Origin of the sequence: Methanosarcina sp., from assembly GCF_028693135.1 — an archaeon.
GTDB lineage: Archaea > Halobacteriota > Methanosarcinia > Methanosarcinales > Methanosarcinaceae > Methanosarcina.
On record NZ_JAQUVZ010000003.1, the window covers coordinates 91,772 to 107,505 of the forward strand.

The following is a 15,734-nucleotide window of genomic DNA, read 5'->3' on the forward strand; positions in this document are numbered from 1 at the left end:
GCAGTGCGGAGACAATTTCTTGTTTGTATTGCAACTTTTTTCCTTGAGTTTTCCCTATCAATTTTCGTCATCGGGTAAACTTTTAGATCAATTGTCTACGCAGTGCGTAGACAATTAGCTCATCGAATTGTCGTATCAGTGATACGACAATTTCCTGCCCGGATTACCCCTTTTTCTTCAAGCTTCATCTTGTAATTTTCATATGCGGCCAATAAGCAGGAGTTTCAACTCAATTGTCGCCTCACTGCGGCGACAATTCCTTTATGAATTCTCTTAAGCAGTTCAAAAACCCTCAAGCAATGATTTGTTGCGAAACCGGAGATGCCAGTGCTGTTGCCTTGATCTGCTCCAGTGCGGATATCAGCTCATCTATCTGGGTTGAGGTGAAGAGTCCGTCAGGCCCTTGCGTCGTAAGGTCGGTGAATGGTGATTCGTAAAGCAGGGCAGCATCCATCACGCCGTGTTCTGCAAGATGGTTTATGACCAGGTTTATGAATTCGATCTGGTTTGCGCTAAAAGTCTTGCCTAAGAGGAATGTGGCAAGCGCCTGTTTTGCAGCCTCCCTATCCAACCCCACCAGTGAACGTACGAAAAGGCCGAGACCATGCGATTCTTCTCTGGCACGGGCAATTACTGCCGGGCCTCCAAGCCCGCTTTCAGAGAGTATCTTCTCCAGCTCATCAAGGTCAGATGCGGTCAATGGCTCGTTCATCCTGAGCTTATGGATGACGGTCTGGTCCTGATGTTCCAGGAGGAAAGCCCGGGTCTTGGCACGAAACTTTTCGAAATCTCCGGCTGCAGCAAAGCCCGGCAATTCAACATTGTTTTCACTGCCCATTTCGTCTTCGAAGTCGGTATAAATCGGCTTTCTGCGGTGTTTTTCTATTAGTTTTACGAGATCACGGAGGCGCCGCCGAAGCGTTTCCAGCATGGGAGTTGTGACATTCTCCCACCATTCATCAGTCTGCACATCCAGAATCAGAGCCATCTGGTCGCGTACCATCGGGATGGCTGATTTTTCTTCAAGGAGACCTGCAATGTCTCTCGCCTGGTTACGCAAACGTTCAAAGGCGGGCTCGGCACGCAGTAAAGCCAGCTGCAGGTTCAGGACCAGGAGGTCAAAGCGCTTTGCCTCTTCTGCTTCCGGTGGCAACTCCGAGGGCAGACCTGCGACTTCATGGGAAAGCTCGGAGAGCCCCTCACTGGATAACTTTACCCAGGTTTCGGGCCTGGAGTATTTCTCTACCAGCCGCCGCCTGGGGCGCACGACGAAGTTATCCAGGTTCATCGAGGCAATTTCGCTGTGCAGCATTTTGGCAATCGAGTGGCGAACTTCAGCTTCTGTTTTTGGTTCACCATATATTTCCGATGTCTCCGCGCTGGCTTCACAATCGCTGTCCGCTTCAAGTTTCCCGTCCAGCTCGGAGATTAATTCAAGCCGTGATTTGAACAGCCGTGTACCCAGCGAGTCCCCCAGTGAACCATCGGTGGTTTCTGGGTTCTGGCTGAAGAACTCCAGGTTCTGGCAGTAATCGAAAAGATAAAAGAATTGTTTGTCCTTTCCCGGTTCAAAAAGGTCCGGACACAGCCTGGTACCGCGTCCCACCATCTGCCAGAACTTTGTCTTGGAACGTACCATTTTAAAGAAGACCAGATTCACGACCTCTGGTACATCAATTCCGGTGTCAAGCATGTCCACTGAGAGAGCAATATGCGGGGCTTTTTCTTTGGTCGAGAAAGTGTCTATCAGGCTCTGGGCGTACTCGACCTTGAAAGTGATGGCACAGGCAAACTCACCCTTGAAATGTGGATAGTTGGCATTGAACCGTTCGGCAATAAACTCTGCATGCGCCTGGTTTTTGGCAAAGAGTATGGTCTTTCCCAGGCGGTCACCGCCAGCGACTTTCAACCCCCGGGTCATCAGGTGTGCTAGCACTTTGTCTACGGTATCTTTGTTAAACAGCCACTTATTGACAGCTTCAGCTTCTACCCTGTCAGGGATTTCGCCGTCCTCGTCGTCCCACTCAAGAGTGTCCCACTGTTCTTTATCTTCATCTGAGAGCTCGTTATAATTGATCCCCTGGCGCTGGAATTTCAGGGGCACTGAAACTGCTTTTGGAGGGACTAAAAAACCGTCTTTTACAGCTTCTTCCAGATGGTAGGCATCGGTGGGAACACCGGTTTCAAGGTCAAAGAGGCTGTATGTATTACGTTCAATTTCATTTTTGGGCGTTGCTGTAAGGCCCACAAGCAGTGAATCAAAGTAGTCGAAAATTGCTTTGTATTTCTTGAAGACCGAGCGGTGAGCTTCATCAATAATCACAAGGTCGAAATGCCCAACTCCAAAGCGGCGCTGTCCGTTACTCATCTCTTCTATCTGTTTCATCATCGTCGGATAGGTCGAAACGAACACTCGCCCTTCTGTATCCTTTTCCGTGACAAGGTTCACAGGGACGGAGTCGGGAAGGTACTGCTTGAAGGCATTTACCGCTTGATTGACCAGCGCTACCCGGTCGGCCAGGAACAGCACACGTTTGACCCAGTTACAGCGCATAAGCAGATCGGAGAGTGCGATGACCGTGCGGGTCTTGCCGGCGCCTGTTGCCATTACTACCAGAGCTTTTCGGTCATTGTCCTGTTCAAAAGCTTCTCCGATGCGACGGATGGCCCGGGTCTGATAGTAGCGTTCGACAATGGCGGAATTTATCTCTGCCGTGGCGAGAGGTCTGCGGCTGCTGCGCCGCTGGATTAGCAGTTCAAGTTCAGGTTTTTTATAGAAGCCCTGCACCTGCCTCGGGGGATAGCTGGAATCATCCCAGATCCAGTGTTCATACCCGTTTGAATAGAAGATCACCGGTCTCTGCCCGAATTGTTTATCCAGGCAGTCGGCGTAGAGTTTTGCCTGCTGCTGGCCAACCCGAGGGTCGCGTTTGGTTCTTTTTGCTTCCACCAGGGCAAGGGGTTTTCCGTCGTCGCCCCAGAGCACATAATCTACAAAGCCGACCCCGCTCTCGTTGGGCATGCCTGAGACTTCAAATTCCCTGTCCCGGGCTTTGTCCAGAGCCCAGCCAGCCTCTTTAAGCAGCAGATCAATGAAGAAGTCCCGGGTCTCGGCTTCGGAATAATCGTGGGTATCCGGCAGTAAAGCTGAAGCTTCTTTTGCCTTTGCAACCTCGGCCCGCAGACGTTTGAGTTCTTCGTCCAGTGAGGATTTGTCGGCCAGAAGTTCAGAGAGTTTTTCGTCCTTTTCCCGCAGACTGGCTTCAAGGTTCTGGAGCTGTTCTATCGTCTGCTTCGGGATGGTTGTTTTTGGAAGGTTTTCGGGGTTAAAGCTCAGTCCCGGTTCAGGTTTTCCTTCTCTTGCATAGGTGCGTGCCAGCCAGTAGCTGATGTGGAAAAGTTCACGCACTGCTGTTATTGAATCGTCCACCAGGACTGAACTGTTGCTGTGCACAGCCTGATTTCCAAGCCGGATAATGACCCGTGCTTTGTTGAAGATTGCCTCTCCCGCAGCTTTCTTGAATGTAGGCTCATGAATAAGAGCACTCAAATTATCCTGATACGGCAGGAGCAGGGAATAATCGTGCTTATACATCCACTGCACAGCCAGTTCCAGAGCCCTGCGAGCGTAAAAACAGGCAGTGCGCGGGTCAGGATAAACTGCATTTGAGGTTTTTATGGCAGCCTCATACAGAGAAGGCCACTCGGCTTCGAGAAAGGCAAAATTGGTCATTAATTTCCTCCGTTCCCCATTTGTCTCTCGAAGGATTGTCGCACCAGACCCATAACATAGGGTAGCTCATCCAGCGATCTCAAGCCTACTTTTACATCGCCGTTGCCCCAACACCCGATGTCTGAAACGTCCTTGCAGAGTCCTTTGGGATCGTTTATGCCAGAAAAAGGCAGATTGAGTGACAGGATCAGCCGCTTAGCTTGTGGCACCACATCCACAAAGTTAGTCTCAGCTTTGTAGGCGACATAAAGCTTGAGAAACTCCTCAGTTACACAGGGATCGAGGGCTAACACTTGCTTACGGAAGGCCTCGAACAGCTCATGCATGGTTCCAGTTAGCAGGTGTGGATGGTTTTCAATTGTGTAACCAGATGCGGCAGCCTTTGGCTTGTACGCCTCAATGATATCGGTAGCCAGCTTTGGCATTGTCCATACATCAAGAGCTATTTCTGCCAGCCTACCTGCCCTTTCTTTGATAGTGTCTTCGTTCCACTGGTCGAGCTGACCAAGTCCTCTATTGAGTTTGAGCGGACTTTCCTTGAAGCCGCCCGGCATATCACATTTCTCAGTGAAAGATCGGTCACTGTACTCAGAGTTGTAGCCAGTGAGTGTGAGGTTTCCAAGAGTATGCAGCCATGTCTCATGAATTCGTTTCCACTCCAAGCCAAGTTCCGTTTTCCAGGCTGTGGAGAGATTCTCATTCTGTGGCATGATATGCTCGATGGTGTACTCATCTACCAGCACACGTTCTTTATGTCCGTAGTTTTCCAATCGTCTTATCCAATAACTACGGCTTCGGAAGTTGTAGAGGTCACGGATTTGCAATTCACGCCGGAATTCCTCGTCATTTGGGAAGCGGCGATACGAAGGCAACTGAAGAAGGTATACCTGGATGCTTTTGAGGTAACGATCCTTTTTGAGTGCTCTGGAAAAGGTTGCAAAGGTCTTGTTCATTGAATTTGTGGGGATAGAGCAGATAGCGCGCCGGAACACGTAGGCTTCCACCAGCCGAACTGCTGCAACAAAATCTTCCCTGGACAGCACTCCGGTTGCGTAGTCGTGATACAGTTCGAGCAGGAATGGATAGGCCACATCTACCCTAAGCTCGCGTAAGTCATGGAAGGCCAGTTTCAGACCGGGATCTGTCTCTGTTCCCAGTGCCATAGCGCAGAAGTATCGAGAATATGTCCGGATATCGGCTACAAGTGCTTCTACTCCTGCCTGTGCTGTTTTTTGGGAACTGGCGTGAACCTTAAACGCATCATAGACTTCCCCAATTCTGGGAATCTCCCCGGTTTTTACAGTCAAATAATGGCGCATGAATCCATCGAACTGCTCACTGTAGGCTTCCTGCCCGAAATCCACTTCCATTGGCCGCCAGAACTGTTCATAAAGCCTTGTCTGTAACTTAGGCTCCAGCCCCATCAGGATGTAGTTGCGAATCAGGTCGGCCTGGCTGAGTTCTTTGCCGGTTGAGTTCATGCTTTCAAAAATGAGCTGAGGGTTGTCCTGATCGCGATTGAGTGCAATATCAACCACTATAAGTTTGGCCAACCCTTTACACAGAGGCATGAGATTGTCTTTATACCCAGCAATCCACGATTCAAAAAGTTTGAAATTCTCCATCACCCGTAGAGAATATTCTTTTGGCTGCTCTCTGTTGCCGACAATAGAGGTAAGCGAATCCTTATCCGTCTGCGAAAGGATAAGTTTGTAATACTTTTCTCCTTCTTCCTCCGGGTTAAGCAGATAATAATTGCGCAGTTTGCGCGGAGAAAAACCATCCAGAGGCTCACGTTTTTCTTCATCTAATTGGTCAAGTGTTCTGGAAAGGGCAGCTATCAGCAGGGTTACTGTGGTCAGACGCTGTTGTCCGTCGATTACGAGCAGGGGAGACTGGCTGGATACCTGATAAATCCCTTTTTCTATGTAAACGATAGAGCCGACGAAGTGAGCTGAGATATCATCGTTGCTGCCTGTCCGCAGAATATCATCCCACAACTGCCAACACTCTTTCTCAGTCCATGAGTAGGTGCGCTGGTATATCGGAATTACAAACTGGGGGGATTTCCTAAGGAAATCAAGTAATTTAGCTTCAGTAGCTTTCATAAAAATCAGTCTCCTCTGAGTCCTGTCACGGTACACTCGTCCAGCTTTCTATGCAGAAGTGAAATTAGGGATAGGTAATCCGCTGCATCATCTTCACCCTGCCAGAGTATCTTTGGTCCGTGAGCTAACGGATTGCGGACAGCTGCAAAGCAGCCTTTCAAAAGTAAAGCAAAACCCTTATGTTCTGACCTCTCGGTCTCAGTTTGCAGTGAATTAATCGCCAGGATCGGCTTCTCTATTGAAAAAACCTTATCGATGAGAGCAGCTCCATCTGCCTGCACTCCAGAAAGATCACGTATCCGCTGAGCCAGACCCTTGGAAGCCTCGAATACAGCATGGAAATAATTATCCTGCAGAAGCTCGGGTCGGCAATACTTCAAGACTTCTGGATGTATTTGTCTTCCCTGAAACTTTGCTCGGATAGTTCGTGCCTTTTTTTCAGCCTCATCAAGAGTTTTTGCAATCTTACACTGCCGGAACTTTCCATCCTTACCGTATTCCAAACCTGAAAAAGAAAGAATAGTGTTTAGATGCTGGCGATTCGCTTCGAACTCGTCATTGCGTTCAGCGAAACGAGCAGGAGCCAAAAAAGATTGAATAAAGTTAATTATCTGATTTGCACAGTTATTCTGTTGCTGACAATCAAGAAAGACCCAATAAAGACGTTTCCATTTTGTAGATTGACGTGATTTATCCACCAAACCCCGATTGCTTAGAACTCGGGAAATATCATCACCACTGCCGCATTCTCCAAGCAATCGTGCAATTGCTTCGATTTGGCCTTCTGAGAATGGTGGAACGGCAATCATCTTACAGTTCCCCTCCGAAAGCCCGGTACTGGAGAGAGGCAAAAAGCTCGTCCAGTTCTGCTAGTGAGGCTTTATGCACAGCTTTCAGCTTTTCCACGGCTGTGACGCGGCGGGAAAATTCTTGTTGAAGGGGAAGAGGTGGGTGGAAGATTTTGATTTTTACCATCCTTGTCAAGCCCAGATCTCGATTCGCAATTCCGTGTGTCAGCACCTGTGACTGTCGGTAGCAGAACTCGTTATTGAGCATTGATTCTAACCATATAGAATCGACCTTCTCCGGGTCAGGCTTCAAGAGTGATACGTGGACCCAGATGGCGAATGGTTGATCCGTCTTTACAGTCGCTGCAAGTCCTGTAGTTCCACCCTTCGTGTAGAGGATGTCACCTCTTTCAGGTTTACACTTTCTCCACTGAATTTCGGCGTCCTCTTTACTAATAAATTTCAAATCCTCCCAAGTAATTTCTCCCGCTCGCACATGTCGCGTTGAAAGGAACGGCACTCCATTTTCTGTATATTTTGGGCTGACATGAGGACCATCCGAGGCACTGAATATTACGTCCCCAAGCTTGGTGCGTAGCCATTCTTTTGGATTCACTGCGGGGTCGCCAAACATATCAATGAAAATAGCTTGAGTGAGCTCCTCGAGCTGGGCAAGGGCAGCTCGGCGTTTGGCTCGGAGAGCCTCCGCACGGTCAAGAATATCTGCAATTCTTTTTTGTTCTGGTAGAGGAGGAAGGGGAATTTCAATATCAACTAGCTTGGCTTTGTTGAGAGTCAGCCCCTTTGCTGCACGATCAAGACCACATTTGAGATCAATAGATTGAAGTGCCCAATAGAGATAATCACTAGACAGTTTGTTGCTGTCGCTTATGGGCAAGGCGGCAATAGCTTCGTTAGTGAATAGTGGAATACGCGATATTCCAACTTTACCTATACTTAGTTTGAAACTCAACAAGACAGTACCTACTGGGACAAGCCGACAGTTACATTCCCTCACTGCCAAGTCTGTGATATTTTCCTTCGTGATTTCAAGATAGCGACCTTGATTCATGTCGGCAATTGATAGCCACGGATAACCCAATCCCCAATACTCTGAACGGTCTCTGGATGGTGTCCTCCCTATGTTGATCCCACATAATTTTCCTAGTGGGAAAACAGGCCAATCATTTTGAAGTTTGGATGATGCGACACTCATCCCAACATCTCCTCTAGCTCCTTCATTCCCTTCTCAATCTCCGCCTCCAGTTTGGAGAGGTTTTCAAAGATTTCCTTTGGTGATCGGTGTTCCACTTCTTCATGCACCACTTCCTTGTAGCGGTTGAGGGAAAGGTCATAGCCCTGGGCGGCGATGTCGCCTTTTGGTACGCAGAAGCTCTGTTCGGTTCGGGAGCGTTTGAGTTCGTTCTTATTGCGTTCCTGCCAGCGGGCCAGCACATCAGGCAGGTTGTTTTTGGCGTGCTCTTCCTCAGTAAGTTCGGTCGAAGGTACAGGACCAAGTTTTTCCTCGTCCAGGAGCGGGCTGCGTTTGTCATCAAGGCTCCAGCCGTCGGCCTGCATGTCATAGAACCAGACATTGTCAGTGCCTCCTGAATTTGTTTTGGTGAAAAGGAGGATGGCAGTGGAAACTCCGGCATAGGGCTTGAAAACGCCGCCTGGTAGTGAAACAATTGCATCAAGCTTCTGCTCCTCGACAAGCATGCGGCGAAGTTCCTTGTGGGCTTTGCTGGAGCCGAAGAGCACACCATCTGGAACGATAACAGCCGCCCGTCCACCTGGCTTCAACAGGCGCATGAAAAGAGCAACGAAAAGCAGTTCTGTTTTCTTGGTCTTGACGATCTGCAGAAGGTCTTTTGCAGTATTTTCATAGTCCAGCGAACCTGCAAATGGAGGATTAGCCAGCACCAGAGTATAGGCTTCTTCGTCACTGGAGTTTTCCTGGGCCAGAGAGTCACGGTAGCGGATGTCCGGGTTTTCCACGCCGTGCAAGAGCATGTTCATACTGCCTATGCGGAGCATGACGTTATCAAAATCAAAGCCGTGGAACATCCCGTAGTGGAAGTGCTGTTTCAGCCTCTCATCGTGCAGGATGTTCGGATGGTACTCTCGAAGGTATTCGCCCGCAGCTACGAGAAATCCGGCTGTCCCGCATGCAGGATCGCATATAATGTCTGTTGGCTGTGGGGCGGTTAGTTCCACCATCAGGCGGATAATGTGGCGCGGGGTACGGAACTGGCCGTTCTGGCCGGCGCTTGCGATCTTGCCAAGCATATATTCGTATAGGTCTCCCTTGGTATCGCGGTTTTCCATGGGCACGCTGTCCAGAAGGTCAACTGCCTTTGATAGCATCGAAGGCGTGGGAATAGTGAAACGAGCACCCTCCATGTGCTTTGCGTAGGTAGAATCGTCACCGCCCAGGGTGCGCAGGAAGGGGAAGACGTGCTCATCGACAACTGTGAACATCTCGGCAGGGGTGAAGTTTTTGAAGTGAGACCAGCGCAGATCCTCATAGGGACGGCCCTTTGGGTCATTGCCTTCAGGGAAAACACGGCGTTCCATAGGGTGCTTGAGCCGTGCGGATTTGTTCTCTTCCAGCGTGTGCAGGTCATCCAATCGCCTTAAAAACAGCAGGTAGGTAATTTGCTCGATAACTTCGAGAGGGTTGGAGATTCCTCCAGACCAGAAAACGTTCCAGATGCCATCAATTTTGTTTTTCAGTTCACCATTGATCATTTTTATTCCTCTATAATCCCAGTTTGCAGTCTTGTATACTGCTCATCAATTACGGTCAAATTAACGTTGTTTTCACTCATTTTTTATCCTGACATCTGTTCACAATTAGTATCAATAATGAGGGTTTCGATTAGCTTCGATTGTTCTTCTTTGAGGATTTTTCTGTTTTGGTATATCCGTTAATCTTTTTAACTCTTGCTCTTTTTCACAATTTTTTCAAATTTAAGGATATATTCCACTATCATAAATCATCTTTTTCTTTTCAGTTTCCTTTTTGAGGTAAAATATCGAAAATCGTAATAACAGCTCTTTAAAATAAAAGCTGCATCCGGGCGATTATTTTCTGAGACCTGAAGTTAAACGGCTCGGTCTTTATGGCTCGATCTTTATACTTCTGTCTATGCATTTTTGCGGAAAAGCCGGCTGCTTCGCACCCGGTGAGAGCCCTGGGTCCTGTTATGTGAAGAATACTAAGGTCGGTTTGTTATTTTAGGGAGCATATACTTCTGGGACCTATGATTTGTGCAAGAGGCTCCTGCACAAGTTCAAGGTCGCAGGGGTTAGAGGGCCGGCCTGGTTTTGAGGATCGCGTCTCCGAAAGCTCTGGACTAAAAAAAGGACAAATTGGCCGGGAGGGTTTTTACCGGTCAGTTCTAAATTCATTTATTTCCTGTGTGTTTCTTCTGTTATTTTGTTCTCCGGGTCGTTAAAAAAAGAGCTGAAAAGATGGAAATGGCTGGTATGGAAATATTTAGCGGGGATTTTTCACTTTCAGGGTGTTCTTCTTGTTCTTCTTTTTGTTCTTCTTCGATTATCCCTTTAGTTCCATATTTATCCTCGCTTGCCTCATCCGTTACCTCGTTTCCTTCCAGCTTAACCAGCCAGGCATTTTTGCCTTTTTCCCCGAATGATTTGGTGGAACCGACGACAGCGTATCCGCCGTCACTGGTAAGTTTTAGGTCATTCACCCGGTCATCTTCTTCTCCGCCGAAGGTCAGTTTCCAGATTTCGTTTCCGTCCTTATCGGTCCTGACGAGGAAACCGTCATAAGAATCTATGGCAAAAGAAGCTTTTATCGTTGAGTCTTCGGGGATTTCTCCGGTGTATCCGGCAAATATGTATCCCCCATCCGGAGTTTGCTGGACAGATCTAACGTAATCGTCGCTTTCCGCTTCAAATACCCTGTCCCATTCTTTAGTTCCTTCGGGGTCGGTCTTTATCAGCCAGGCATTAAAAACGATTCCGTCCAGGTTCTTTTTCTGGCCTCCAATAATGTATCCCCCGTCTGCCGTCTGCCGGACCGAATTTGTCCAATCGTAGCCTTCGCCTCCGAAAGTCCTGTTCCATTCCTCATTTCCTTCGCCGTCCATTTTTATCAGCCAGATGTCTTCGAAATTGGAACCCCTAGTTTCTTTATTTGCCATGCCGTAGGTGGTCGTCTCGCCTGTGGCTATATATCCGCCGTCCTCAGTCTGCCGGACGCAATGTATGCTGTCATATGTAATATAATTGCCAAGAGTTCTATTCCACTCTTCGTTTCCTTCAGAGTCCGTTTTAAGCAGAAATGCGTTTGGGTTTGTAATTATGTAGTTATAGGTACAGCCTGAAATTATGTATCCGCCGTCATCGGTCTGCTGCCCGAAGATTCCGTGAGTTGCCGTATTCAGGCTAAAAGTCCGGTTCCATTCTTCGTTTCCTTCCGAGTCTGTTTTAACCAGCCAGGCTGAGTATCTGTCGTCGGTTAAAGAGTCGGTTGTGCCTGTTAGTATATATCCGCCGTCCCCGGTCTCCTGAATTGTGTAAAATCTATCTTCATGGCGCTTACTGAAGGTTTTCTCCCACAGCACATTCCCTTCAGGGTCGGTTCTTATTAATACTGCATTACCTTTGACCCGAATAGTATCAAAATCGGCGGTAGCTGCTATTATATATCCTCCTTCAGAAGTCTGCAGAACGGAGGTTGCGGAATCATCAAGCTCTCCCCCAAATGTTTTGTTCCACTGTTCTCTGGGTGTGAACCCGTTTTCAGCAGCTGCGATACCTGTTAAAATTATTGCAACGCACAAAATTGAAATCAAGTGTTTTATGCATTTCACTTTTATGCATTTCATTTTAGCCAGTTCCATAAAAATCTCTCTTTGATAATGAATAGTTGGATAAATTAAGGAAGTCGACACTTATAATATTTTCTAAATGTGGGGGATGTATCCTGATCCTTGAAGACTCTTTGTATATTTTCAAAAGACCTGCGACCTTCGGCACCCGGTGGAAGTCCGGGGTTCTATGAAGTGAAAAATAAAACGGGGTGTCAGAAAGAGTTCTGGAATAAATTCACGGCCTTTAAGAGTAAATCCTCTCAAAAACAAAAGTTGAAACTTTTCTTTGTGGATTGATTCTGCTGAAATAGGAATATTACGGCGGAAAATCGGAATATTACGACGGAAAATTGGAAGATTATCGGAAGATTTCAGGTATCGAACTTTCGGATGTTAAAGGCATGGAGTGACCAATACAGGATGTCCCTTGTTTTCATAATGCAACTTTGACTTTACGGTTTGACTTTACGATTAATGGATTCCGGTTTACGATTTCTTAACGATTAGCCATTTCATCGGAAGATTCTGGCGGGAAATCGGAAGATTATCGGAAGATTTCAGGAATTGAACTTTTGGGGGCTGGGGCTCCGAAGTGATAGATTAGGGTGTTTTGGGTGATAGATAAGTGATAGATTAATTCCTCATGTCTACTTCTGTCTTTTTTGCAGATCGGTTTTCCCGATCTCAAAAAGATCTGGAAGGAAATCAAAAGAATCATAAAATTTAAGAAAATAAATCCGAAGAAAGTTGGAGCTGAGGTGATAGATTAGAGCGTTTTGGTGAGAGACAAGTGATAAATTAAATATGCATAACCCAGAATCACAGTATTGAATAATGTAAATATTAATACGGCTTTCGCTTTTAGCCTATCTCTTTTTCTTTTTCATTTTGGGAAGGCCGGCTGCTTCGCACCCGGTGGAAGCCCCGGTTTCGATGACGTGAAAAACAACTCGAGGTGCCGGAAAATAAGAAAATCCAATCCAAAAAAAATTTGGGGTGGTAAAATTAAACAGAGTAATTTATGAGGGAGTTGTCACGATTTTCCTAGCTTCATCTATGTATTTTTTAATTGTATCTTTGGAAACATCTTCTTTGCAGACTCCCAATTTGTTATAGACATCCTCAACCTCGCTGGTACTCAGATCTTTAACCGATTTTATATCGGCAAAGTGGAATATTTTGAATGCCAGCTCTCTGGTCATATTGAGTTTTGTGACCAGTTCTGATTTATCAATGTCCATGTATTCCATGGCCATATCTATAAACTCTTTAATTGTTTTTTCTGCGACCTCTTCATTGCAGGTCTTCAATCTGTTATGAATATACTTCTCATTGCGGGTACTTAGATCTTCAATAGTTCTTATATTGGCAAAATTGTAAATTTTGGAGGCCAGCTCTTTGTCCATTTTCAATATTGTGATCAATTCGGATTTATCGATGCCCAAATACTCCTGGGCTTTATTTATATATCTTTGAATTTGATCTATGGAATAGTCACCAAGTCTTTCTTCCTGCTTTTTGACCGGGCATCCCATTTCTTCTCCCAGGTTTCGAGTATCAAGGTTTATTTTCTTTCTAATTTCCTCAGCACTGCAGCCTGCCAGTTCTTCTATTGTCCTTATCTTTGCATTGTACAGCATATATGCCAGATCTTCATGCATCCCAAGTTTTGTGATAAAGTACGCTTTTTCAACACCATATTTTTCATTCCTGGATTTGAACTCCTCCTTGGATGCATCGGGTAACAATTTTTGAACCCCTACGTAAACCCATTCTTCTGTTGCTTTCGTAAAGAAACCCGCAATAAAGGAAAAAAAGAAGACGGAAATTTCATATGTCAGAGTATCTGAATTAGTGAATGGAAGAATATAAACAACTATTAACGCGATAAAGGGTGCAATAAGAATTCTCCTGATATATGACCAGGCAATGCTCATCTTTTTATATTCAGGAATAAGCTGGCCAAAAATTTCTTCAATACTTAACAGGAGGTAAGAAAGAACTCCAATAGACGATGCAGCTATTATAACTGGAAACTCCACTTCCTCTATCCCATAAAATGTAACACTTTCGATATCATTCTTATAAAAATAAAGGAGCATCAGGGGCCAGATTAAAATTGCAGAAATCACAATAAAATTTCTTATTATATCGTGAAGATTCATTATTGGATTGCTTTCATTCTCTTTTTTCCTTTTAGAAAACACCTCATAATAAATGATGTAAACTAGGATGGAAAATAATACAAAAGCAAACAGATAACGGATTTCTTTCAGGAACAAATCGAATGAGAGAAGCCACAATAATAATGTTGCAAGTATCAAGCTAACAAAACAAAAGTTCATTCTATCAAAAAACCGGCACATCCAGCATAAAAAAAGGAGAGATCCAATAAAAACTGGTAACAAAAGAACCCATTGAAACGGATCTATTTTGCTTCTCGTACTGCTTATTGTTCCATTTACTGTGCCATTCAATGTGCTATTTATGGTGCCAATCACTGTTCCATTATCGGCATCATTTATCGTGCCGTTTATGGTTCCAATTATTGTTCCGTTTAGCGTATCGTTTATTGTGTAATTCAAATTCGCATCTGTTTCATTACTTTCTTCTGCTGCATAACTCCCCTGAATTAGCAGGCTAAGAATAAAGACCATTCCCAAAAATTTGCAGACTCCGCTTACCCTCCCCATAAATAATTATTTTGCGACCATATTATATAAACCCAATTTTATATATCAATGGTTAAATATTATTTTTAAAAAAATTCTTTGCCCTACCTTATCAGCAGTAGCCCGGTCCTTTTGCATTTTTTGCGTTTAATACTCAAACCAGTGTAATACTCAGATCAGCAAATCTTCAATCCCCGCCCTTCTCACGATATCTATCGCATCAGTCTCTTCTTCAAGAGTCAGGTGCCTGCCGAGGTCAGGGTATTCCATTGCCCGGTAGCAGGGCCTGTACTGAAACATCAGGTTTAACCTGATTTGCGGGATGTGTCCTGCAACCCATTCGGCAATTGGACGTGTGCAGCACTCCAGGTGGCCGGGGAGGACGAGGTGGCGGAGAAGGATTTCGGCGGTCTCGTAGGCGAATTCAAAATTGGGCTGAACGACTTCCAGGTAGTTTTCCACTTTGGAGTACTTGAGGGCGCATTCGTTGTTTCCGTACTTGAAGTCCCCAAGGTAGACGTCAACAACGCCTTCCAGGATTTCGGCGATTTCCCTTGAGTGATACATGTTCGAGTTCCAGACCACAGGGGTGTTTACCGACATTTCCCGCACGATTTTCAGGACGGTGTGCGGGTGCGGGGTCGGAGTTACGAAGTTTACGTTCTTTGCGCCGTGGAGCCTCCTGATGTCTACAAGCTTTGCAAGTTTTCGGGGATCGACTTCAGTGCCGCCTTCCGGGCAGGAGATGTCCCAGTTCTGGCAGTAGACGCAGGCAAAAACACAGCCCGTAAAAAAGATTGTATGGGAAGGGATGAGTTCGGGCTCTTCTCCCATGTGCAGGAACTCCGAAGCATAACGTGAGACGTCGGTCAGCTTGCAGAAACCTTTCTCGCCTTCTTTTCGGTTAATCCCGCATCGACGTTCGCAGCAGTGGCAGTTTTCAAGTATCCGGTCCACAATTGCAACTTTGAGGTCAAGAAGGGAAGGGCTGGCTTTCGGGATTTCCAGGAAGCTTTCAGTATACAGCCTCAAAATTTCCGAACTATCTGAGAAAGCAAGGGCTTCTGCAGCTTCGATTTCAAGGCTTTCCCGCAATTTCCTGTATTCTTTAATGCTTGTTTTATGGATATTCCGGAGCTCTTCAAGTTCCATTTCCGGGTTAAATTCTACTGAAATTCTCTCTGTTATCCTGGAGAGGGCAGGCATTTCATCTCCCTGCACCATAAGATAGCGTTTCAGGTACTTTGGGGCTGCCATATTGAACTATTCGCCTGCATTGGTTATAGGCTTATGTTAACTGGAGTGGGTTTTACTTCTAATCTTTACTTCTAACCTTTACTTCTAACCTTTACTTCTAATTTTTACTTCTAAACTTTACTTCTAACCTTTACTTCTAATCTTTACTTCTAATTTTTACTTCTGATTTTTATTTCTAATCTTTCAAATGGGCTAATAATTAATAGCTGGCAGGACAATGTTATAAAGGGATTAATCCCGGGGGTTTGAATCGCATCTTCTGGTTAGATTTATCTGTGCCCGCGGGAAGTTTAAGGGGGCAGTTTTTCTGGCTACCGTTGACAGCACAA

8 protein-coding genes and 1 pseudogene are annotated in these 15,734 nt (G+C 45.9%); all 9 read right to left on the reverse strand.

Translation table 11 applies throughout. The features are described from left to right. Positions 1 to 292: 292 nt before the first annotated feature. The 9 genes and pseudogenes from PHF18_RS02425 to PHF18_RS02465 all read right to left on the reverse strand — a co-directional run bounded on the left by PHF18_RS02425 (position 293) and on the right by PHF18_RS02465 (position 15,405). Positions 293 to 3,733, reverse strand: a complete 3,441-nt coding sequence (locus PHF18_RS02425) for a DEAD/DEAH box helicase family protein (protein ID WP_300097830.1) — start codon at positions 3,731 to 3,733, stop codon at positions 293 to 295. Next, the gene (locus PHF18_RS02430; RefSeq protein WP_300097833.1) at positions 3,733 to 5,841 is read right to left on the reverse strand and encodes a DUF262 domain-containing protein; all 2,109 of its coding nucleotides are present in this window, start codon (positions 5,839 to 5,841) and stop codon (positions 3,733 to 3,735) included. The genes PHF18_RS02425 and PHF18_RS02430 overlap by 1 nt, the downstream gene beginning before the upstream one ends. Before the next feature lie 5 nt (positions 5,842 to 5,846). After that, on the reverse strand, positions 5,847 to 6,650 hold the full coding sequence (locus PHF18_RS02435; RefSeq protein WP_300097836.1) for a TIGR02391 family protein: 804 nt from the start codon (positions 6,648 to 6,650) through the stop codon (positions 5,847 to 5,849). A 1-nt stretch (position 6,651) separates the two neighbouring features. Further along, complete coding sequence (locus PHF18_RS02440) at positions 6,652 to 7,845, reverse strand: restriction endonuclease subunit S (protein ID WP_300097839.1); 1,194 nt, start codon at positions 7,843 to 7,845, stop codon at positions 6,652 to 6,654. Continuing rightward, entirely contained in the window at positions 7,842 to 9,032 is a 1,191-nt protein-coding gene (locus PHF18_RS02445) for a class I SAM-dependent DNA methyltransferase (protein ID WP_300098005.1), read from the reverse strand. The genes PHF18_RS02440 and PHF18_RS02445 overlap by 4 nt, the downstream gene beginning before the upstream one ends. Further along, positions 9,033 to 9,380: pseudogene (locus PHF18_RS02450) on the reverse strand (type I restriction-modification system subunit M N-terminal domain-containing protein); the annotation flags it as partial. Positions 9,381 to 10,066: 686 nt separating this feature from the next. Beyond that, on the reverse strand, positions 10,067 to 11,506 hold the full coding sequence (locus tag PHF18_RS02455; RefSeq protein ID WP_300097842.1) for a hypothetical protein: 1,440 nt from the start codon (positions 11,504 to 11,506) through the stop codon (positions 10,067 to 10,069). 989 nt (positions 11,507 to 12,495) lie between these two features. After that, positions 12,496 to 14,169 (reverse strand): hypothetical protein, encoded by a 1,674-nt coding sequence (locus PHF18_RS02460; protein WP_300097845.1) that lies wholly within the window; start codon positions 14,167 to 14,169, stop codon positions 12,496 to 12,498. A gap of 150 nt (positions 14,170 to 14,319) precedes the next feature. Continuing rightward, positions 14,320 to 15,405 carry a radical SAM protein gene (locus tag PHF18_RS02465; RefSeq protein WP_300097848.1) on the reverse strand — a complete coding sequence of 362 codons (1,086 nt, stop codon included), beginning with the start codon at positions 15,403 to 15,405 and terminating at the stop codon, positions 14,320 to 14,322. Positions 15,406 to 15,734 lie beyond the last annotated feature (329 nt).